20 protein-coding genes are annotated in these 22,151 nt (G+C 62.3%); 13 read left to right on the top strand and 7 right to left on the bottom strand.

The annotated features are described in order from the left end of the window. The first annotated feature begins 18 nt into the window (after positions 1–18). From HH213_RS20020 to HH213_RS20005, 4 genes are all read left to right on the top strand, one after another. Positions 19–714 (top strand): UPF0149 family protein, encoded by a 696-nt coding sequence (locus HH213_RS20020; RefSeq protein ID WP_110849899.1) that lies wholly within the window; start codon positions 19–21, stop codon positions 712–714. Positions 715–785: 71 nt separating this feature from the next. After that, on the top strand, positions 786–2,114 hold the full coding sequence (locus HH213_RS20015; protein WP_110849900.1) for an Nramp family divalent metal transporter: 1,329 nt from the start codon (positions 786–788) through the stop codon (positions 2,112–2,114). A 68-nt stretch (positions 2,115–2,182) separates the two neighbouring features. Further along, on the top strand, positions 2,183–2,608 hold the full coding sequence (locus HH213_RS20010; protein WP_169113399.1) for an STY0301 family protein: 426 nt from the start codon (positions 2,183–2,185) through the stop codon (positions 2,606–2,608). A gap of 46 nt (positions 2,609–2,654) precedes the next feature. Beyond that, a complete protein-coding gene (locus HH213_RS20005; RefSeq protein WP_169113398.1) occupies positions 2,655–3,533 on the top strand; it encodes a cupin-like domain-containing protein in 879 nt (292 codons plus the stop codon). Between the two features lie 28 nt (positions 3,534–3,561). Here HH213_RS20005 and HH213_RS20000 read toward each other — a convergent pair whose 3' ends face one another. The 4 genes from HH213_RS20000 to orn form a co-directional block, all read right to left on the bottom strand. Beyond that, complete coding sequence (locus HH213_RS20000; protein WP_169113397.1) at positions 3,562–4,563, bottom strand: hypothetical protein; 1,002 nt, start codon at positions 4,561–4,563, stop codon at positions 3,562–3,564. Positions 4,564–4,665: 102 nt separating this feature from the next. After that, a complete protein-coding gene (locus tag HH213_RS19995) occupies positions 4,666–5,544 on the bottom strand; it encodes an alpha/beta hydrolase (RefSeq protein WP_169113396.1) in 879 nt (292 codons plus the stop codon). 134 nt (positions 5,545–5,678) lie between these two features. Then, positions 5,679–6,674, bottom strand: coding sequence for a DUF1176 domain-containing protein (locus HH213_RS19990; protein ID WP_229263074.1), 996 nt, complete (start codon positions 6,672–6,674; stop codon positions 5,679–5,681). Next, a complete protein-coding gene (gene orn, locus HH213_RS19985) occupies positions 6,674–7,270 on the bottom strand; it encodes an oligoribonuclease (protein ID WP_110849905.1) in 597 nt (198 codons plus the stop codon). The genes HH213_RS19990 and orn overlap by 1 nt, the downstream gene beginning before the upstream one ends. Positions 7,271–7,326: 56 nt before the next feature. Between orn and HH213_RS19980 the strand changes: the two genes are divergently transcribed. The 4 genes from HH213_RS19980 to HH213_RS19965 are packed head-to-tail and all read left to right on the top strand — an operon-like array spanning position 7,327 to position 12,744. Next, on the top strand, positions 7,327–8,595 hold the full coding sequence (locus HH213_RS19980; protein WP_169113395.1) for a M48 family metallopeptidase: 1,269 nt from the start codon (positions 7,327–7,329) through the stop codon (positions 8,593–8,595). Further along, complete coding sequence (locus HH213_RS19975; RefSeq protein ID WP_169113394.1) at positions 8,592–8,939, top strand: 4a-hydroxytetrahydrobiopterin dehydratase; 348 nt, start codon at positions 8,592–8,594, stop codon at positions 8,937–8,939. The genes HH213_RS19980 and HH213_RS19975 overlap by 4 nt, the downstream gene beginning before the upstream one ends. Beyond that, positions 8,936–9,850, top strand: coding sequence for a ribosome small subunit-dependent GTPase A (gene rsgA, locus HH213_RS19970; protein ID WP_110849908.1), 915 nt, complete (start codon positions 8,936–8,938; stop codon positions 9,848–9,850). Before HH213_RS19975 ends, rsgA begins: the two co-directional genes overlap by 4 nt. 50 nt (positions 9,851–9,900) lie before the next feature. Further along, positions 9,901–12,744, top strand: a complete 2,844-nt coding sequence (locus HH213_RS19965) for an ATP-binding protein (protein ID WP_169113393.1) — start codon at positions 9,901–9,903, stop codon at positions 12,742–12,744. Between the two features lie 516 nt (positions 12,745–13,260). Here the strand turns inward: HH213_RS19965 and HH213_RS19960 are convergent. From HH213_RS19960 to HH213_RS19950, 3 genes are all read right to left on the bottom strand, one after another. Continuing rightward, the gene (locus tag HH213_RS19960) at positions 13,261–13,488 is read right to left on the bottom strand and encodes a hypothetical protein (protein ID WP_169113392.1); all 228 of its coding nucleotides are present in this window, start codon (positions 13,486–13,488) and stop codon (positions 13,261–13,263) included. A gap of 64 nt (positions 13,489–13,552) precedes the next feature. Next, positions 13,553–13,957: a hypothetical protein gene (locus HH213_RS19955; RefSeq protein ID WP_169113391.1), complete on the bottom strand. Its 405-nt coding sequence runs from the start codon at positions 13,955–13,957 to the stop codon at positions 13,553–13,555. A gap of 90 nt (positions 13,958–14,047) precedes the next feature. Continuing rightward, complete coding sequence (locus tag HH213_RS19950) at positions 14,048–14,548, bottom strand: hypothetical protein (protein ID WP_169113390.1); 501 nt, start codon at positions 14,546–14,548, stop codon at positions 14,048–14,050. A gap of 828 nt (positions 14,549–15,376) precedes the next feature. On the opposite strand from HH213_RS19950, the gene HH213_RS30215 reads away from it, so the two are divergent. The 5 genes from HH213_RS30215 (at position 15,377) to HH213_RS19925 (ending at position 22,137) form a co-directional block, all read left to right on the top strand. Next, the gene (locus HH213_RS30215; protein ID WP_229263073.1) at positions 15,377–15,997 is read left to right on the top strand and encodes a PEP-CTERM sorting domain-containing protein; all 621 of its coding nucleotides are present in this window, start codon (positions 15,377–15,379) and stop codon (positions 15,995–15,997) included. Positions 15,998–16,143: 146 nt separating this feature from the next. Continuing rightward, positions 16,144–17,061 (top strand): ornithine carbamoyltransferase, encoded by a 918-nt coding sequence (gene argF, locus HH213_RS19940; RefSeq protein WP_110849913.1) that lies wholly within the window; start codon positions 16,144–16,146, stop codon positions 17,059–17,061. Between the two features lie 46 nt (positions 17,062–17,107). After that, the gene (locus HH213_RS19935; protein WP_169113389.1) at positions 17,108–18,340 is read left to right on the top strand and encodes an argininosuccinate synthase; all 1,233 of its coding nucleotides are present in this window, start codon (positions 17,108–17,110) and stop codon (positions 18,338–18,340) included. A gap of 93 nt (positions 18,341–18,433) precedes the next feature. Further along, positions 18,434–20,248 carry a methyl-accepting chemotaxis protein gene (locus tag HH213_RS19930; protein ID WP_169113388.1) on the top strand — a complete coding sequence of 605 codons (1,815 nt, stop codon included), beginning with the start codon at positions 18,434–18,436 and terminating at the stop codon, positions 20,246–20,248. Between the two features lie 71 nt (positions 20,249–20,319). Continuing rightward, positions 20,320–22,137, top strand: a complete 1,818-nt coding sequence (locus HH213_RS19925) for a HAMP domain-containing methyl-accepting chemotaxis protein (RefSeq protein ID WP_110849916.1) — start codon at positions 20,320–20,322, stop codon at positions 22,135–22,137. Positions 22,138–22,151: the final 14 nt, after the last annotated feature.

The raw sequence follows: 22,151 nt of genomic DNA, 5'->3' as shown, positions 1-22,151 counted from the left end.
AAATAAAAAGAGCAAAATATGCAACTCGACCAGCCTTTGAGCGAAAAAGAATTCGACGAACTGGACAGCTTCCTGCTGTCCGACCGCAGCCCTGAAGATGCCATGACCATGGACATCCTGCATGGTTACCTGACCGCCATCGCGATCGGCCCGGAAACCATCATGCCGGCCGAATGGCTGAAAAAAGTATGGGGCAAGGAAGAAACCGACGTGCCGAAGTTCAAGCACGACAAGGAAGAACAACGCATCCTCGAGCTGATCATGCGCTTCATGAACGAAGTGCTGGTGACGTTTGAAGTGGCGCCGAAGGAATTCGAGCCGCTGTTCGTCGAGCACGAGCACGAAGGCCAGACCCTGATCGACGCCGAAGCCTGGTGCTGGGGCTTCTGGGAAGGCATGGAGCTGCGTCCGGGTTCGTGGGACCCGATCTGGGACTCCGAAGTGGGCGACCTGATGCGTCCTATTTACCTGCTGGGCGCCGACGAGATCGAGGAAGAGGAACTGCCGCTGGTGGAAGATCCGGTCAAGGCCCACAAGCTGGCGCAGGAACTGGAAGCCAACCTGCCGGCCATCTACAAATTCTGGGTGCCGCGCCGCAAGCCTGCGGTCGAGACCGTCAAGCGCGACGAGCCGAAAGTCGGCCGCAACGACGACTGCCCTTGCGGCAGCGGCAAGAAGTTCAAGAAGTGCCACGGCGCTGACGCCGCCGAGTAATCCGCGCAATGCCAGAGGGACGGCGTCCCTCTGCGTCCAGTAAAATGCAGGCATCATTGTTCAGGATGCCTATGTTCTCCCTGCCCTTCAAGCTGCCCACCACGGCCACCGCGCCGTTCTGCCCTTCCGAAGTCGCCGGCACCGTCGCGGTGCCCGAGGGCGATCCGTTCTGGAAAAAAGTCATCCGCTTCGCCGGTCCCGGCCTGCTGATTTCGGTCGGCTACATGGACCCGGGCAACTGGGCCACGGCGATCCAGGGCGGCTCGCAGTTCGGCTACCAGCTGCTGTTCGTGGTTGTGCTGTCCAGCCTGGCCGCAATCGTGTTGCAATGCCTGAGCATGCGGCTCGGCATCGTCACCGGCAAGGACCTCGCCGTGCACTGCCGCGAGCAATATTCGCCGGCGGTCGGCAAGACGCTATGGGGCTTCGCCGAAATTTCCATCATCGCCTGCGACCTGGCCGAAGTGCTGGGCTGCGCGCTGGCCTTCAAGCTGCTGCTCGGCGTGTCGCTGCCGGTCGGCGTGGCGCTGACCGCGCTCGATACGCTGATCGTGCTGGGCCTGAAAGGCAAAGGCTTCCGCCAGGTCGAGGCCATCGTGCTGGGGCTGATCTTGACGGTGGCGATCTGCCTGTTCGCCGAGCTGGTGTTCGTCAAGCCGGACTGGCATGCGGTGGCGGCCGGGCTGGTGCCGTCGCTCAGCGCGCTGTCGTCGCGCGAACCGCTGTACCTGGCCATCGGCATTCTTGGCGCGACTGTCATGCCGCACAACCTCTACCTGCATTCGTCGGTGGTGCAAACGCGCGTGGTGCGGCGCGACGATGCAGCGCGGCGCGAAGCCATCAGCCTGTCGCGCATCGACACCGTAGTGTCCTTGCTGCTGGCGCTGCTGATCAACGGCGCCATCCTGGTGCTGGCGGCGGCCGCGTTCTACCAGCCGGGCAGCAGCCGCGTGCTCGACATCGACGACGCCTACCGCCTGCTGGAACCGGTGGCCGGCACCGCGCTGGCCGCCATCCTGTTCGGCCTGGCGCTGCTGGCGTCCGGCCAGAGTTCGACTTTCACCGGCACCATCGCCGGGCAAGTCATCATGGAAGGCTTTTTGAAGCTGAAAATTCCGTGCTGGCAGCGGCGCGCCATTACCCGTGGCCTGGCGCTGATCCCGGCCATGATCGGCGTCATCGTGCTGGGCGAACACTCGGTCGGCACCCTGCTGGTGCTGAGCCAGGTGGTGCTGAGCATGCAACTGCCGTTCGCCATGTACCCACTGGTCAGTCTGACATCGCAGCGCCGCATCATGGGCAACTTCGTCAACGCCTGGTGGACCACGACGCTGGCCTGGTTCCTGTTCGCCGTCATCTCGGCCGCCAACGCCTGGCTGGTGTGGCAGGCGTTTTCCTGAATCTTGCGCAATATGCGCGGCGGCGCGCGGCGCTATAAAGGAAGGCCCGCCGTCAACCAGGAGCCGCCGTGCGCCATCTACCGCTTGTCGTCGCCAGCCTGCTGTCCACCCTGCCCGCAGCCGCGGCGCCGCTGGTTTTCGACTGCCCGCGCGTGATCGATATCGCGCAAACCACGCATACCAGCGACCGCTCGTGGGAGCAGGTGACCGACAGCGAACTGCCGCCGGCCACGTTGACCACTGTCACGGTGTACACCGAGCATCCCAGCGATGGCGGCAATCTTGTACCGAACCAGACCGAGCGCCATGACGAAACCGAAGTCACATTGTGGCGTCTGCCGCCCGATTCGGCGCCGTACTGGATGGCCTGCGTTTACCGCCAGTCGCGCATCCTGCTGGCCAAGCCGATCCCGCTGCAAGCCAGACAGTGCCGGCTGACCACCACATTGCCCGGCCAGCAGGCTGGCGACGTCGTGTTCTTTGTCTGCGAGTAAGCCGGGGCTACAATGGCGGCGCCCCCACCGAGAATACAAGTCTGAGATGTTAAGAAAGCAAAAGAACCTGCCGCCGCGCGTGCTGGCCACCGAGACGCCGGAACAGGCGGCCGCCAACAAGCTGGCGCGCGAGCAGCGCGATGCGCAAGTGCGTGGCGTCAGTTCCATCCATGCGATGCGCGAAGCGATCAAGCAGACCGCACGCGCGCTGCCGGCCATGACCGCGGTGCCACGCGTGCGTGGACTCAGCGCCGCCGATTTTCGCCAGCGCGCCGCCCAGGGGCTGCCGTTTCTGATTGATGGCGTGGTCGGACGCTGGCCGCTGAGCGCCCACACACCGGACCTGCTGCGCGACAAGCACGGCCACATGGCGGTGCGCGCCCGCGTCGGCGATTACATCACCACCGCCTTCGCGCCGGACCGCGCCATGCAGGACATGACCATGGCCGAGTATCTGGACTTGGCCGCGCGCACCGAAGGCCTGCCGCCCTATCTCGGCAATCTGGAATTGCGCGAGTTGAACAGCATGTGCCACTGGCCGACCTGGTTCGACAAGATGGGCCCGGCGCGCTTCTGGGTCGGCCCGGCCGGCACGCTGACGCCGCTGCATTGCGATTACGACGACAATATCTTCGCGCAGATCTGGGGCACCAAGCGCATCTTCCTGGCGCCCCCGCATCATGATGAATTCCTCTACACCAGGGAAGCCAGCGCCATGCTGTTCGGTTCGCCGTTCGATCCGGAAGCACCGGACTACGACAGCTTCCCGCTGGCGCGCCAGGCCACGCTGATCGAGGTGCTGGTGCAGCCGGGCGACATGCTGTATGTGCCGGCCGGCTGGTATCACCAGGTGCGCGCGCTGACGTTCTCGCTGTCGTCCAACCGCTGGGCGCGGGCCGTGCCGCTGGTACTGACTGCGAAATAACTCAGTGCAGGACCAAGGCAGGAACGCTTTACTCTTCTTCGCCGTACTGGTCTTCGTACATCAACTCCTCCGGCACGTTGTAGACAAACGCTTTGTTGTCGAACATTAGCTTCCAGCGCTTCGGTTCCATCGGCGCACCGTATTGCGAGCCCTTGGCGGTCACCGTCAACGGTCCCGGGAACGGGCCGTTGACCGGCGCCGTGGCATAGGTCCAGCGCGCATGCTCGCAGCGAACCGGCTGATGCTGCACCGCCTCGGCGCCGGCGGCCACTTCCTCGTCGGTGGCGTCCGGGGAGCGCTTGGTGTAGCGCTCGACCAGCTTTTCCCATTCCGCGTATTCGGCATTGGCTTGCGCGCAATCCTTGCCGGGATCGGCGTCGGCTGCGGCACGGAACTTGGCCAGTTCGGCGATGCTCTCGCCGTGCGGCGCCAGCACCACATTGCTTACCGTCACACGATCATGCTTCGGCTCTAGCCCGCTCTGCACCTTGATCACCCAGCCCCACAGCGTCTCGGACAGCGCCTCGAAGTGGACGTTTTCCGGCTTCAACGGCACTTCGTAAAGCTCGCGCACCGGGTCGCTAATCTCGACCAGGCCATCGCCGCCCTTGCCGTCCGAGCGGATCTGGAACACGCCGTAGAAGCCGGTGGCTTCGCCGCTGAGCGGGATGCCGCTGGTGACGAAGTACAGCTCATCGCTGGCGCCAACCGCCTCAATCCGCGCCTGCTGCACCACGCGCACCAGGAAGGGCTGGTTATTCTGGTCGACGTACATCCAGCCTTTTCGTTCAGCTGAATATTTGCCGTAGTTGCGTGTCATCGATTCGTCGATTGAGGCAGCCTCGTCGATCTTGACCAGCACCGGCCCCTGATTGGCCTTATAGAACGCGGCGCCGACCAGCACGATCGCCAGCACGCCCAGCGTAGCCAACACATACAAAATGTAGCGGCCCCACCGGCGCGGCTTTTTCTCGGGTGGCGGAGGTTCGGTCGAGACGACCGGCGGGACGGGTTCCAGGATATCGGACATGGTTTCTGCAGATCATTGTTAGTAAGTTGATATCTGCGGATATTAATGCCAAAAGGAAAAAGACGGCGCGCGATTCGCGCGGCGCGGCGTCACCGCTGCCGCTTATTTTGCAGGGGGCGCCTGCACATAGGCGGCGACATCATCGAGCGTCGGCGCCAGCCAGCGCAGCGGCGCCGCCAGCGTCGCCACCAATGTGGTATGGCTGACGCGGTCGTAGTACAGCTCCGTTACCGGCACGTGCTGGGCCCGCAGCGCGGCGGCCAGACGGCCGGTATTGCGCGCCGGGTCCACCAGGCGGTCGCTGCGCGCCGCAATCAGCAACGCTGGCGGTGCTGCAGCCGTTACGTGACGGATGGGTTGCGACTCTGGCGGCGTGCCAGGAAAGTGAAACACCGGCTTGGTGGTCGGGTTTTCTATCGGTAAAAAGTCGTAAGGCCCGGCCAGGCCGATCCAGCCGCGCAAGGCCGACTGCGCCATGCCCTGCTCTGCCAACCAGCGCGGATCGAGCGCGATCATCGCCGCGTTGTACGCGCCGGCGCTATGCCCCATGACAAACAGGCGTTGCGGATCGCCGCCGTATTGCGCGGCGTGCTGGCGCGTCCACGCCACGGCTTGCGCCACGTCCTTGAGAAAATCGGGGTAACTGACTTCCGGATACAGGCGGTAATCGGCAATCACCGCCACGATCCCGCGCGACGCCAGCGCGCGGCCGACAAACGCATAGTCGCCGCGCTCGCCGGCCACCCAGTTGCCGCCGTAGAAAAACACCACCACCGGCGCTGTCGTCTGGCCAGCCGGCAGTTCGCGCGGGCGGTAGACGTCCAGCTTGCGGCGCGGCCCGTCGCCATAGGCCAGGTCCAGCGTACGTTCGGAAGCACCGCCTGGCGACAAGGCGTTCAGCGTCGTCAACGGCGAGCAGGCGGCCAGCGCCAGCAGCAACAGCGGCAATGCCAACAGCAACATCAGGGAGGATCGGGACATGGAAGGCAATCAGGGTGGAAGGCGACAGGCTACTCTAGCCCAGCAGCAAGCGCGCTACCGTGCGCCACGCCACCGCCATCGCCTGCCGCGCACAGCGTCGCGCCCATGCTTAACGCAGCATCACAGCCCGCTTGCTAGCGCCTGGCCGTCCACAACCGCAGCGGAAAGCCGCCGCCCGGCATGCCACGACACATCGGCGCCCGGGTCGCCGACAGCAGCTGGAAGCCGTCCGCCGTCCACAGCCACTCGGTGGCGTCGCCGCAGTCGCCTATCCCCCGGCCCTTGCCGTAGGTATGCAGCACGCCCCTGTTGAATTCCGGTTCCATCGGTGCGTCGTCCCGCTCGCCCCCGGGCAACGGCAGCGGCAACACCTGTGGTGCATACGGCGGCTTGTCGTTGGCGAGCCACAACGCGTAGGAAGACTGATAAGCGCCGCGTACACACTCGACGAACAGCAACACCTGACGGCCCGTCAGCCGCACGACTTGATGACGCAGACTGGCGTCGGCGCCGGGGCCGTCCTGGCAATCGTTGGCCGGCAGCGCCTTGAGCAGCTTGGGCAGCAGCGCCGCATCGCTGGCGCGGGTCGCCGCGACTGGCGCGGCGCGCAGCAGCGGCGCCGGCAGCGCGGACGGTACGCTGCTGGCCGGCTTGCTGCCCGGACGCGCCAGCGCGGTCGCGGTATCGACCCTGCCTTGCAGGTCGTCCATCTTCAGCAGCGCCGCGTTGAGGCCGGCCAAGGACAGTTCCCACTGCTGCTTGCCGTCGGTGACGCTGGCCGTGTCGGCTTTCTTCAGCGCCGGCAGCAGGCGCGCGATCTGCTCCGGCTTGAGCACGCCATTAATGCCCTGGATGACGACATTGCCGGCGCGGATGCTCAGGTTGGCGGCTTCGCCGTCGCCGGATAATGCCATCAGCCACGCCTGCACCGGCGCACTGCCGCCGGCGTCGCGCGCCAGCATCAGCGTGACCGGCAGTTCGGCCTCCTCGCGCTGATAGCCCACGATCTCGCAATGGCGGGTGTTGTCGCAGGCGCCGGCCCAGTCCTTGTAGCCGAACTCCTGCGCCTGTGCGTGAACGGCACCGGCGGCGGCCAAGGCGCCCAGCGCCAGCAGCAGACGGCGGATCATCACAGCTTGATGAAATGCTCGCGGTAGTACTTCAGTTCCTCGATCGACTCGATGATGTCGGCCAGCGCGGTGTGTTTTTGGGCTTTCTTGAAGCCGCTGACCATTTCCGGTTTCCAGCGCTTGCCCAGTTCCTTCAGCGTCGAGACGTCGATATTCCGGTAGTGGAAGAACGCTTCCAGCTTCGGCATGTAGCGCACCATGAAGCGGCGGTCCTGGCCGATGGTGTTGCCGCACATTGGCGCTTTGCCCTTCGGCACCCACAGTTTCATGAACTTGATCAGCTCTTCTTCCGCCTGCGCTTCGGTCACAGTCGACGCCTTGACGCGCTCGGTCAGGCCGGAACGGCCGTGCGTGCCGCGGTTCCAGGCATCCATCTTGTCCAAGGTTTCGTCCGACTGGTGGATGGCGAACACCGGCGCTTCGGCCAGCACGTTCAGGTGCATGTCGGTGACCACCACCGCCACTTCGATGATGCGGTCGGTGTCCGGCTCCAGGCCGGTCATCTCCATGTCCACCCACACCAGGTTGAATTCATTCGGGCGTGGCGCGGCGGGTACAGCGGCGGAACCTTCTGGCAAATCAGTAGCTTGTGACATAATTCTCTTCTCTTGGCTAAATTAATCCGAATCTGCCATTTTCTCACAGGCACAGAATGTATTCACTCGCGTTTTCGATTTTGTTCGTATCTTTCATTATTTTGACGCTGCTGGTCCGTTTCTGGCTGGCGTCGCGTCAACTCCGTCATGTGCTGGCGCACCGCAGCGCCGTGCCGGCGGAATTTGCCGAAAAGATACCGTTGGCTGCCCATCAGAAGGCCGCCGACTACACCATCGCCCGCACCCAATACGGCCTGCTGACGCTGATGGTCAATACCGTGGTGCTGGTCGGCTTTACGCTGCTGGGCGGGCTGCAATGGCTGTCGCTGCAGATTTTCCAGGCGACCGGCCCCGGCATGGTCTACCAGCTGGCGCTGCTGGCCGCGTTCGCGCTGATTTCCGGCCTGATCGACCTGCCGTTCGACTATTACAAGCAATTCGGCCTGGAGCAGCGTTTCGGATTTAACAAGATGAGCAAGGGCCTGTTCTTCGGCGACCTGATCAAGGGTTCGCTGCTGGCGGCGGCCATCGGCCTGCCGCTGGCGTGGGTGGTGCTGACCTTGATGAACCAGACCGGCGACCTGTGGTGGCTGTACACCTGGGTGGTGTGGAGCGGCTTCCAGCTGCTGATGATGGTGCTGTTCCCCACCGTGATCGCGCCGCTGTTCAACAAATTCACGCCGCTGGAAGACCAGTCGCTGAAAGCCCGCATCGAAGGGCTGATGACGCGCGTCGGCTTCGCCTCCAAGGGCCTGTTCGTGATGGACGGCTCCAAGCGCAGCGCCCACGGCAATGCCTACTTCTCCGGCTTCGGCGCCAACAAGCGTATCGTCTTCTTCGACACCCTGCTGTCGCGCCTGCAACCGCAGGAAATCGAGGCGGTACTGGCGCACGAGCTGGGCCACTTCAAGCTGAAACACATCATCAAGCGCATCAGCATGATGTTCGCGATTTCGCTGGGCTTCCTGGCGCTGCTGGGCTACCTGAAGACCCAGCCGTGGTTCTACGACGGCCTGGGCGTCAACCCGCTGCTGCTGCCGGGCCAGGGCAACGACGCCATGGCGCTGTTGTTGTTCATGCTGGTGCTGCCGGTATTCACCTTCCTGTTCAACCCGCTGACGTCGCTGGGTTCGCGCAAGCACGAGTTTGAGGCCGATGCGTTTGCCGCCAAGCATACCGATGCGCGCGACCTGGTGTCGGCGCTGGTCAAGATGTACGAAGATAACGCCTCGACGCTGACGCCCGATCCGCTGCATTCGGCCTTCTACGACTCGCACCCGCCGGCCAGCGTGCGCATCCGTCAACTGAACCTGGCGGCGTCATGATGACCACCCGCGCTGACCTGCTGGCCGCCCGCTGCCGTCCCCGCACGGCCGCGCTGGACGCCGGCGCGGCCGCGCAACTGCAAGCGCTGCTGCCGGACTGGACGATCGACCACGGCCGCCTGACGCGCAGCTTCGCCTTCAAGAATTATCATCGCACCATGGCCTTCGTCAACGCCCTGGCATACGTAAGCCACACTGAAGACCACCACCCCGAAATGACCGTCACCTACAACACCTGCGTCGTCCGCTACGACACCCACTCCGCCCACGGCCTGACCGACAACGACTTCATCTGCGCCGCCAAGGCCGACGCGCTGTACCAGCAAGCGGCGGTGCCGGCATGAGCGACGCCCCGAACCAGCAGCGCACCGCCATCATCATCGCCGCCCACGGCCGCCACTACCTGGCGGAAGCGGACGGCGTCAAGCTGCAGTGCGTCACGCGCGGCAAGAAGACCAATGTGGCGGTGGGCGACATCGTCCACATCACCATGACCTCGCCCGACCAGGGCGTGATCGACAAGATCGAGGAACGCCAGACGCTGCTGTACCGCTCGGACCAGTACAAGTCCAAGCTGCTGGCGGCCAATCTGACGCAACTGTTCATCGTGGTCGCCACCGAGCCGGGCTTTACCGACGACCTGGTGTCGCGCTCGCTGGTGGCGGCGGAAGCGGCCGGCATCAAGGCGCACCTGATCCTCAACAAGACCGACGTCGCCGCCGCCCTGCCGCGCGCCCGCGAGCGGGTGCAGCTGTACGCCAACCTGGGCTACCCGGTGCATGAAGTCTCGGCCACCGCCGCGCCGGAACACGCGGTCGCCACCTTGCGGCCGCTGCTGGCCGGCCAGTCGTCGATCCTGATCGGCCAGTCCGGCATGGGCAAGTCGTCGCTGATCAACCTGCTGGTGCCGGATGCCGACATCGCCGTGCGCGAAATCTCCGCCGCACTCGACACCGGCAAGCACACCACCACCTTCACCCGCCTGTACACGCTGCCCGACCTGGGCCCGGCCTCGTCGATCATCGATTCGCCCGGCTTCCAGGAGTTCGGCCTCTACCATCTGAGCGAGGGCATGCTGGAGCGCGCCTTTGTAGAATTTGCCCCATACCTGGGTCACTGCAAGTTCTACAATTGCCGCCACCTGATCGAGCCGCAATGCGCGGTGCTGGACGCCGTCGCCGAAGGCAAGATCGCCAAGATGCGCCACACCCTGTACGGCCAGCTGTTGCACGAGTCATCACAAACACTGTATTAACAACAAGCTTGCGTCTATAATGCCTTGGAGCAAGTATCCTGGGGAAGCCGATGGACATGTTTGCGCTGGACGACGCGTTAGCCGAGTGGGAGGCCGCCCTGCCGCCGCTGCGTGGTCCGGCGCGTCTGTCGCTGCTGCTGCCCTTGGCCTGGCATCTACGCCAGCGGGACACGCCGCGCGCGCTGCACCTGGCGGCCGAAGCCGAAGCGCTGCTGGCCAGCGCCGTCCCCGCCCTCCCCACTGAACAACGCGACGCCCACAGCGCCCGCCTGCAACTGGTACGCGCCGAAGCGGCCTGGCTGAATGGTCAGCTGGACGCCGCCGACGACCTCGCGCAACAGGCTGGCCAGCGCTGCGCCGCCTTGCAGTTGGCCGCCGGCGACGCCGACGCCCACTGGCTACGTGCCTGGATCGCCATCGACCGCGGCGACCATGTCGCCGCCGAAGCCGAACTGGAACAGACGGCGGCCATCGCCCGCGCCGGCGGCGACCTGCAACGCTGCGCGATCGCCGACGCCGTCAACGCCCGCTGGGCAGTGCTGCGCAACCTGGCCAGTGCCCAAGAACGCTGGTCGCAACGCTTCACGCCGGCGGAAGAAAACCAGCCCGGCGTCGCCAGCTGGATCTACGATTACTACGGCATCGCCGCCAGCCAGGCCAGCGATTTCGGCGCCGCCGCCGGCCACTACCTGCACTGCTACGAAGCAGCGCTGGAGAGTGGCCAGCTGCGCATGGCCATCACCGCCGCCATCAACATCGGCCTCGACTTCACCGCGCTGAACGACCACGAAGCGGCGCTGGAATGGATGGAAAGCGCGCTCGACCTGGCGCGGCCGACCGGCTGGCCGCGCAGCATCGGCGCCTGCCTGACCCACACCGCCGACAGCATGCGCCGCCTCGGCCGGCTGGAGGCCAGCGCCGCGCTGCTGCAGGAAGCGGTAGAGCTGCTGGCACCGCTGGCCGGCGCGCGCAGCTATGCCACCGCGCTGCAATACCGGGGCGACCTGGCGCTCGACCAGGGCGATTATCCGACCGCGCTGGACGCCTTCCGCCAGCTGGGTGTGCGCGGCGACGCGCTGCAACACGCCGACTTCCAGAGCATCGCCCGGCGCGGTCAGGCGCACGCGCTGTGCTTCCTCGACCGTCCGCAGGAAGCGCTGGCGATGGCGGTGCAGGCCGCCGAGCTGGCGCAAGCCCAGGCCGACCGCTACCACCACGTCGCCGCGCTGCGCGTGATGTCGCTGATCCACCTGCGCCACCAGTTGCCGCCGCCAGCCGGCATGACCGAACCCAACGCCACGCTGCACTTCCTGCACCAGGCGCTGGCGGTGGCCGGCCACATCAACGGCTACACACTGCCGGCCGACCTGCACGAAGCGCTGGCGCGCGAATACGCCCACATCGGCGACTACCAGCAAGCCTACGCCGCCGCCCAGCAGGCGGCCGCGGCGCGCGCAAAAACCCACAGCCAGGACGCCACCAACCGCGCCATCGCCATGCAGGTGCAGCACCAGACCGAGCACGCGCGCGCCGAAGGCTTCCATCACCGCGAGCTGGCGGCCGCCGAAGCGCGCCGCGTCGACCTGCTACAACAGACCAAGGCCACCCTGGAACGGCTGTCGGCGATCGGGCAGGAAATCACCACCCACCTTGATGCCGGCGCCGTGTTCCAGGCGCTGCACCGCCACGTGCAGGCGCTGCTGCCGGCCAACTCGCTGGCGATCTACCTGTGCGATCCCGGCTGCGACACCATCAGCCGCGTGTTCGGCATAGAAAACGGCCAGCCGCTGGCCAGTAACACCATCGACGTCGCCAACCCGCGCGCCAACGCCGCCCGCAGCCTGCGCGAGCGCAGCGAGATTTACGTCCCCAACGCCGGCCCGGACGACATCTTCCTGGCCCCAGGCACCCAGATCATGGTCAGCGCACTGTACGTGCCGCTGCGCGTCGGCGAACGCACGCTCGGTGTGATGACCGTGCAAAGCACCATGGCCAATGCTTACGGCGAGCGCCATCGGCTGATCTTCCGCACCCTGTGCGCGTATGGCGCGATTGCGCTGGACAACGCCGAAGCCTATCGCCAGTTGAAGGACGCGCAAACGCAGCTGGTGTCGCAGGAAAAGCTGGCCGCACTGGGCGCGCTGATGGCCGGCGTCGCCCACGAGCTGAACACGCCAATCGGCAACAGCCTGCTGATCGCCAGCACGCTGGTGCAGAAGACCGAAGAACTGGAAGCGCAGATGAACGGCAGCGGCCTGAAACGCTCGGCGCTGGCCGCCTACCTGGAAGACGCGCGCAAGGCGCACGAGCTGGTGATGCGCGGCCTGACCAGCGCGGCCAACCTGGTCAACAGCTTCAAGCAGGTGGCGGTCGACCGCACCACCGAACAGCGGCGTGACTTCAACCTGGCGCAGGTGTCGCAGGAAGTGGTGGCGACCATGATGAACCGCATCCGCGCCGCCGGCCACCGCATCGAGCTGGACATGCCGGAGACGATTTCGCTCGACAGCTATCCCGGCCCTTATGGTCAGGTGATCGCCAACTTCATCAACAACGCCCTGCTGCACGCGTTTGCCGGCAAGGCCGGCGGCAGCGGCAGCATGTGGCTGCGCGCCCAGGCGCCGGTCGACGGCCGGGTGCAGGTGAGCTTCCGCGACAACGGCGGCGGCATCGCGCCCGAACACATGTCGCGCATCTTCGATCCCTTCTTCACCACCAAGCTGGGCCAGGGCGGCAGCGGACTGGGGCTGTCGATCAGCTACAACATCGTCACCTCGCTGATGGGCGGCCTGATCACCGTGCACAGTTCCCGCGACGGCACCACCTTCACCCTCGACCTGCCGCTCACCGCGCCCGAGAACAAACTGCCCTCGACCAGCCACATCTACCATTGAGCAGGATGTAGGGAACCCCTGATTGCCAACGCTCAAATACCTTAAAAAGCTCTAAATCGATTAGAGAACGCTCTATTTCGCTAGAAATCGTTCTAAAACCTAGGCGAAAAATAGACGAAATAAAGGCTGCAAATTTTGTTTTAGAATGATCTCTACCGTTTTAGAGCGAATTAGAGCGTTATACAGCGTTTAGACAATACGTAAGCGCATAAGGACAGACGGAGCTTCCGAGACAAGTAAAGCAGTCGCCAGCAGTAGAGTCCTAGGCCGCTCCCAAAAGATATGAATATCAAGGATACTAACCCAAGTATGACAAACCCCTGAAAATTTGAAGGCGTCAGTGATAGAAATGCAACAATTACCCCAAGGACAACTGCGACTACACTGCTTGAGCCATAGGCTTTGAACCGATTATTCAAGCCATCTTGGCTGTCATTCATACAGTTCCTATAATATTCGACTGGCCGGTTCTGGCCTACTGCTGCCTGAAGCCGCCTCATTGCATAAGGCAGAGCGTTACCTACCTCGATCAAAAATCGAATACCAGAATTCGTCGCCATACTTCAACGCAAGATATCCGCAGGTACAGATGGCGGCAATGATGACAGCCACAGTGCATCCAATAGAATCAAACGAATATTTAACCACAATATAGAGCCCAAAAATAAAACCGAGTAATGCGCCACAACCGAAGCGCGTTACTTTTTCTGCTTTGCTCACCTCTGGATCCTCATGAATATCCATTGCAATTTCTTTCTTGGATAGTTCGATTATTTAGAAGGCAGCTTCTGGCCGATTTTGGACTGTTCTACAAACGCGGTTTCGATATTGTTCTAACAATCCAAGCACCTAAGATAATTACGAACCAGCATAGCACGCCTTCGACAGTCGCCAGATTTATTGAGAGTGCGCAGTTCACCGCCATGTTTGTTTGGTACGCAAGAGCCAAAGATAAAGCCAAGGGTATCCACCCAACTATCGCAGAAGCTAAAACCGTGCGAGTTGGAAACAATCGGTTAACTGGCCAAGCTGGGGCCGCAAAGAGGACCGCAAGCGTAATCATGCCACCAAGCCGTTCAGCATCGGGATTGATCGCCTTGCCGCCATAAAGCTCATGAGGCAAAAATCCGTGGCAATACACCCATAGAATAGCGATCGACATCCCGATCAGTAGAAGCAAACAACACTTACCGATCTTGATTGCTATCTCCATTAACGTCCCAAATTCAATGTTAAATTCTCCGTCAGCTTCTGGCCGTTCGAGTGGCCGGTTGTCGCCGTGTGCCGCACTCTGACGCCGGCGTTAATCGTTGAATGCAGCTACGATCTGATTCGCGTGTTTCGATGAACGTGCATCCTCTGAAAGGAAATGCACCCCGAGTGATAGAATCTGGGGGAGCGTGCTGTTAGGCGCAAGGTTCAATTCGTAAAACACAGGTTGTCCATCACTGGCGGTGGAGGCATATCTAATCTGAATAAACTTCTGTACTCTCGACGCAGGGCTTCTATGTGACGCAATCTCCAATTTGACACTCTTTCCGTCAGGGAGGGTTGCAATAGGACGGATTGTCGAAAATCCTCCAAGGCGATCATCAATTTTCCTTAAATTTTGCTCGATGATTTCAATATCTCCCACCTCCCCAGGTGCGAACATCGATGCAGCGTCCCTGAAGCGTTGATGCTGTAGAGCGCCCACAAATCCCTTGGCGACAGCCATGGTACTCACGTCGCCGCTTTCGGCCGCGTTCACGGCGACAGATGTGCACAACACCAAAGCGCTAAGGCTGAATAATTTCATTTTCACGTTAATCTGTCCATATAAGTTTCTGGCAGCTATTGGCCGAACTCAACCAAGGCTACGGCTACGCTTATTGATAAAGGAGTACCGCAACTATAGCGATAGTGGCGATAACCACCATGCCAAGAAATTGCACGGCTATAATCTCATAATAAATTTGTATAGCGAGTTCTCTCTCAGACTTTACTAGCCATAGTTGCGTCAGAGTTATTGGCCGAACGCGGCCTAGAGACAAGGTCAGAAGTGTGAGCCGTCCCGTGCTGTAAAAGAGCACGTCACCTATTAGATGAAGCGCTAACTCAGCAATAAACATCCCTGCTACCTCCGAAATGATGTCCTGTCTTGGCCGTCACCAGCCTCGCCACGATTATCTGCCTAACTCTCGCGCTTACCATCATATGTTTTGTAGATGACGTAACAAAATGCGGGCACTGCACATACAGCAACAGTTGACAACCAAAACTTGTGCATCTGAAAAATGGCAGGTAGCGCGGCCAATAGAGCAATAAAAACCAACGCACAAATCCATCCCTCCCAACTCACAGGAGAGATGCCAACCCCAATTCGCTTCGGACCAAACCACGGCTTATTCATTCAGTTCCTTAGGATAGTGGCAAAGTGCATGTCATGCTTCAATAAAACTTTGGTCTGCTTTTGGCGGGTACCAGCCAATCTCAGTCCAATCACCTCGCCCTTAGCGATCGATTGAACACCTGAGTGATTTTACTAAAGTTACCACTTATGTAAATTTATTTGAACCTTTCGAATGTTATCGGGAATACACGGTTTGCGTGCCCAGGCGCGCTCCCTACAACCATAACCCGGATAACTGACATGAAAAAACTGCTTCTGAAAGCGCTCACCGTCGCCGGCGTCGTCGCCGCAGCCAATGCCTACGCCGTCACCGACGCCCCCAACGATTTCCTGTCGGTCTACACCGGCAGCCACGACGCCGCCTTCGATGTACTGTCGGCCGATGTTGCCTACAACGCCGCGAGCAACGAGTTCGTGTTCCGCACCACCACCGCCGGCCCGATCGCCGGCGTGGCCGGCGCCGCCTATGTGTTCGGCCTCGATGTCGGTGGCTCGACCAACGCGCCGTTCGCCTCGGTAGGCCTGCCCGGCGTGACATTCAATTCCACCGTCACGCTGCGCGCGGACGGCACCGGCAGCATCGGCGCCACCCCCGTCAACACCCACATCGTCGGCAACCAGATCTTCTCCACCGTGTCGGCCGCGCTGCTGCCGTCCAAGGGCCTGGCCTTCAAGGACTACACCTGGACCGTGTGGTCGATCGACAACCGCGTGCAGGGCCTGGGCCGCCTGGCCGACTTCGCGCCGGACGCCAACATCACCGTCAGCGCCGTGCCGGAAGCCGACACTTACGCCATGCTAATGGCCGGCCTCGGCATGCTGGGCGTGGTCGCCCGCCGCCGTTCGCGCAAGGCGGTCTGAATCCCAACTGACAGAGTGCCAAACGCGTCCGGACTACCACAGCTAAGTGCCTGTATAGACAGGATAATCTGCGGTAATTAGCCCTACTCGCCGAATTGCCTTTATAATTGTTCGGCTAAGCCGTAGCCATTCTGTCAGTTGTTATTATGCCCATCCAAAAACCGATCAAGCATTACCTGCAGTTTTCCGACCTCACGCTGGACGAGTATGAGTACGTCATCGAACGCGCGCACCTCATCAAGCGCAAGTTCAAGAACTACGAGATCTATCACCCGCTGATCGACCGCACGCTGGTGATGGTGTTCGAAAAGAACTCGACCCGCACCCGCCTGTCGTTCGAAGCCGGCATGCACCAGCTGGGCGGCGCCGCCATCTACCTCAATACGCGCGACTCGCAACTGGGCCGCGGCGAACCGGTGGAAGACGCCGGCCAGGTGATGTCGCGCATGTGCGACATCATCATGGTGCGCACCTTCGGCCAGGACATCATCGAGCGTTTCGCCGCCCATTCGCGCGTGCCGGTGATTAACGGCCTGACCAACGAACATCACCCGTGCCAGGTGTTTGCCGACATCTTCACCTACTACGAGCACCGCGGCTCGATCACCGGCAAGACGGTGGCGTGGGTGGGCGACGCCAACAACATGCTGTACTCGTGGCTGCAGGCGGCCGAGGTATTCGGCTTCCACGTCAACGTGTCGACGCCGAAGGGCTACGACATGGACATGTCGCTGGTCTCGACCGACCGCTACACCTTCTTCGACAACCCATCCGACGCCTGCGAAGGCGCGCACCTGGTCAACACCGACGTCTGGACCAGCATGGGCTACGAGGAAGAAAACGCCGCCCGCCTGAAAGCCTTCGACGGCTGGATCGTCGACAGCGCCAAGATGGCGCGCGCCGCGCCGGACGCCCTGTTCATGCACTGCCTGCCGGCCCACCGTGGCGAAGAAGTCGCGGCCGAGGTCATCGACGGCCCACAATCGGTGGTATGGGACGAGGCGGAAAATCGTCTGCACATTCAAAAAGCGCTGATCGAGTATCTGCTACTCGGCCGCATCTAAACCCGCGCGCCGATACGAATAAATTCAACACACACTTGGAACTAGCATGAGCGATATTAAAAAAGTAGTCCTCGCCTACTCGGGCGGCCTCGACACCTCCGTCATTCTGAAATGGCTGCAGGATAACTACCAGTGCGAAATCGTCACCTTCACCGCCGACCTGGGTCAGGGCGAAGAACTGGAACCGGCACGCGCCAAGGCGCTCAAGTTCGGCATCAAACCAGAGAACATCTACATCGACGACGTGCGTGAAGAATTCGTGCGCGACTTCGTGTTCCCGATGTTCCGCGCCAACACCGTGTACGAAGGCGAATACCTGCTGGGCACCTCGATCGCCCGTCCGCTGATCGCCAAGCGCCTGATCGAAATCGCCAACGAGACCGGCGCCGACGCCATCTCGCATGGCGCCACCGGCAAGGGCAACGACCAGGTGCGCTTCGAGCTGGGCGCCTACGCGCTGAAGCCGGGCGTCAAAGTGATCGCTCCGTGGCGTGAATGGGATCTGCTGTCGCGCGAAAAACTGCTGAAGTACGCGGAAGACGCCGGCATCGCCATCGACATGAAACACAAGAACGGCGGCGCGCCGTACTCGATGGACGCGAACCTGCTGCACATCTCATTCGAAGGCCGTCACCTGGAAAACCCAAGCGCCGAAGCCGAGGAATCGATGTGGCGCTGGACCGTCAGCCCTGAGCAGGCGCCGAACGAAGCCGAATACATCGACCTGGAATACGAAAAAGGCGACATCGTCGCCATCAACGGCGTGCGCATGTCGCCAGCCACCGTGCTGACCGAACTGAATCGCCTGGGCGGCAAGCACGGTATCGGTCGTCTCGACCTGGTGGAAAACCGCTACGTCGGCATGAAGTCGCGCGGCTGCTACGAAACCCCGGGCGGCACCATCATGCTCAAAGGCCACCGCGCCATCGAGTCGATCACGCTGGACCGCGAAGTGGCCCACCTCAAGGACGACCTGATGCCCCGCTACGCTTCGCTGATCTACAACGGCTACTGGTGGGCGCCGGAGCGCGTCGCGTTGCAAGCCCTGATCGACCACACCCAATCCACCGTCAACGGCTGGGTGCGCGTCAAGCTGTACAAGGGCAATGTGATCGTGGTCTCGCGCGACTCCAAAACCGACTCCCTGTTTGATATGAACATCGCCACCTTCGACGAAGACGGCGGCGCTTACAACCAGGCAGACGCCGGCGGCTTCATCAAACTGAACGCCCTGCGCATGCGCATTGCCGCCAACGCGCGCCTGAAACGCGGCCAATAACGTCGTCAATACCGCGTGATAGCAATGGCCGCTCGCTGAGCGGCCATTTTTTTGATACATTGGTTCAACGTCCTGATCGGGAGTGGAGCCAGCATGTTCAAGAACCTCAGTATCAAGAAAAAACTCGCCACAGGATTCGGCGCCATCGTCGCCATCATCGTCATCCTGCTGGCTCTCGCCTACACCAACTTCACCAAGCTTTCCGCCGCCAGCACATGGGACCTGCACACCATGCAGGTGCTGCTCGAGGCCGGGCAGATTGAAACCTCGCTGATCCAGATCCAGACCTCGACCCGCGGCTTCATGCTGACCGGCGAGGAAAGCACCACCGCGCCGATCAGCGGCGAGGAAGAGGCGGTGCGCCACCATCTGGACGAGATCACGCGCCTGACCGCCGACAACCCCGGCCAGCAGGAACGCCTCAAACGGCTCGGCCCCCTGATGCAGAACTGGATCGACAACGTGATCCATCCGCTGCTGGAAAAACGCCGCGCGCTCAACAAGCAGGTCGGCGTATCGCAGCAGGTGGCGACATCGGCCGACGTGCTGAATGGCGCAAAGACCATCGCCGACGTGCGCCAGCTGCTGCGCGAAGTCAGCGACGAAGAAAAGCGCCTGCTGGCGCTGCGCACCAAGAACTCGGCCGACCTGTCGGAATCGATGATGCTGCTGCTGATCCTGGGCGGCAGCGTATGCACGGTGCTGGCGCTGATCATCGGCGCGCTGCTGCTGCAGGCGCTGGGCGGGCCGATCGGCCGGCTGGCGGCGGTGGTGGAACGCATCGCCGGCGGCGAACAGGATGCGCGCGTGGAAGTGACCTCGCGCGATGAACTGGGCCAGATGTCGGTCTCCTTCAACCAGATGGCGCAGGCGATCCAGGACAGCCTGGCCAAGGAGCTGGCCGCCGCCAACCTGCTCAGGTCCAAGGTCGATGCGCTGCTGGCGGTGGTGTCGAAGGCCGCCGCCGGCGACCTGACCGGCAAGATTACGGTGCATGGCGACGATGCCATCGGCCAGCTGGCCGACGGCCTGGCGCGCATGTTCGACAACCTGCGGGGGCTGATCAACGACGTGCAGAAGGCTGGCATCCAGGTCACCACCTCGGCCACCGAGATCGCCGCCTCGGCCAAGCAGCAGGAAGCCACCGGCGTCGAACAGGCGCAGACCAGCGTCGAAATCCTCAGCACCACCAAGGAGATTTCAGCCAACATCACGGAGCTGGTGCGCACCATGGAAGAAGCCACCTCGGTGGCCGATTACACCACCCACGCCACCGCCGACGCCCAGGGCAATCTGCAGCGCATGGACGGCACCATGCAGACCATGGTGGCGGCGACCGACTCGATCAACGCCAAACTGGCGGCATTGTCGGAAAAAGCTAGCAATATCAACAGCGTTCTGATTACAATCACCAAAGTGGCCGACCAGACCAACATCTTGTCGCTGAACGCCGCCATCGAGGCCGAAAAGGCCGGCGAGGCGGGACGCGGTTTTTCCGTCGTCGCCACGGAAATCCGCAGGCTGGCAGACCAAACCTCCGTCTCCACCTGGGACATCGAGCAGATGCTCAAGGAAATGCAGTCGGCCGTCTCCGCCAGCGTCATGGGGATGGACAAATTCTCCGAAGAGATCCGCCGCAGCGTCGGCGAAGTGCGCCAGGTGACCAATCAACTGTCCGGCGTGATGGACCAGGTACAAAAGTTAGCTCCCCAATTCGATCAGGTATTACAGGGCATGCAGTCCCAAGCCGTCGGCGCTGCCCAGATCAACGAAACCATGATGCAGTTGAATGACGCCACCCAGCAGACCGTGGAGTCGCTGAAATCGACCAGCGAAGCGGTCCACCAGTTGCAGTACGCGGCCGGCGGCCTGCAGACCAGCGTCGCCACCTTCTCGGTCGCGGCCTGACAACACCTTAAATCTGGCCGGTGTGGGAAAATGCCGCTTGCAATCTGGTCCCCGCCAGCCCTGGAGAAAAAATGTTTAATGACTTGAGCATCAAGAAGAAGCTGTACCTCAGTTTTAGCACCATTCTGGCCATCATCCTGGTGTTGCTGGCCATCGCCTACAACCGCTTCAGCAGCCTGTCCGAAGCCAATGCGTGGGACCGCCACACGATGGACGTGATCCAGGCCATCGACGTGCTGCGCAACGACCTGCTGCAAGTCCAGGTGGAAGCGCGCGGCTACTACCTGACCGGCACCGAAATCCGGCTGGAACGCACGCGCAAGGAGATGAGCGACCTGCCGGGATCCATCGGCGAACTGCAAAAGCTCACCGCCGACAATCCGGTGCAGGTGACCCGCTTCAAGAAGCTGGAACAAATGATCAACGTCTGGAGCGGTGAAGTCATCACCTCGCAGCTCAAGATGCGCCAGGAGCTGGGCGACAAGCCCGGCGCCGCCGACGCCATGGGCCGCACGCCGCAACTGGCCAACGCCACCAGCTCCGGCATCGCCGAGATTTATAAATTCATGAACGACGCGGCAGCCGAAGAGAAGCGCCTGCTGGTGGAGCGCTCGCTCGCCTCCGAGCGCCTGCAGGAATCGATGCGCATGATCCTGACCGGCGGCGGCTTGGTCTGCGTGGTGCTATCGCTGGGCGTCGCCTGGCTGCTGGTGCGCGCGCTGCTGTCGCCGTTGAACAACCTGACCCACGCGGTCAACCGCATCGCCGCCGGCGACCAGGCGGCGCGCGCAGAGGTACTGTCGGCCGATGAACTGGGCGAAGTGTCGACCGAATTCAATCGCATGGCGCAATCGATCCAGGACAACCAGGCCAGGGAACTGGCCGACACCAACGCGTTGCGCGCCAAGGTCGATTCGTTGCTGGGCGTGGTGTCGAAAGCCGCCGCCGGCGACTTGACCGGCAGGATCGACGTCAGTGGCGACGACGCCATCGGCCGCCTGGCCGCAGGCCTGGACCGCATGTTCGACAATCTGCGCGGGCTGCTGAACAACGTGCAGAAGGCCGGCATCCAGGTCACCACTTCGGCCACCGAAATCGCCGCCTCGGCCAAGCAGCAGGAAGCCACCGGCATCGAGCAGGCGCAGACCAGCGTCGAAATCCTCAGCACCACCAAGGAAATCTCGGCCAACACCTCGCAGCTGCTGAAGACCATGGAAGACGCCACCGCGGTGGCCGACTACACCACCAGCGCCACCGCCGACGCTCAGAACAACCTGCGTCGCATGGACAGCACCATGCAGCACATGGTCTCGGCCACCGACTCGATCAACGCCAAGCTGGCCGCGCTGTCGGAGAAAGCCTCCAACATCAACAGCGTGCTGATTACCATCACCAAGGTGGCCGATCAGACCAACATCCTGTCCCTGAACGCCGCCATCGAAGCCGAAAAGGCCGGCGAAGCGGGACGTGGCTTCTCTGTGGTGGCCACCGAAATCCGTCGTTTGGCCGATCAGACCTCGGTCTCCACCTGGGACATCGAGCAGATGCTGAAGGAGATGCAGTCGGCGGTGTCGGCCAGCGTGATGGGCATGGACAAATTCTCCGAGGAGATCCGCCGCAGCGTCGGCGAAGTGCGCCAGGTGACCGACCAGCTGTCGGGCGTGATGGACCAGGTGCAGAAACTGGCGCCGCAGTTCGACGTGGTGCTGCAAGGGATGCAGTCGCAGGCTGTCGGCGCGGAGCAGATCACCGCCACCATGATGCAGCTGAACGACGCCACCCAGCAGACGGTGGAATCGCTGAAAGCCACCAGCGAAGCGGTGCACCAGTTGCAGTACGCGGCCGGCGATTTGCAGACCAGCGTCGCCAACTTCGCGGTTGCGGTGTAAGCGGACCGGCGGAG

Source organism: Duganella dendranthematis (genome assembly GCF_012849375.1).
GTDB classification, from domain to species: Bacteria; Pseudomonadota; Gammaproteobacteria; order Burkholderiales; family Burkholderiaceae_D; genus Rugamonas; species Rugamonas dendranthematis.
Note: the sequence above shows the minus strand (reverse complement) of the source record. Positions and strands in the feature narration are given on the sequence as shown.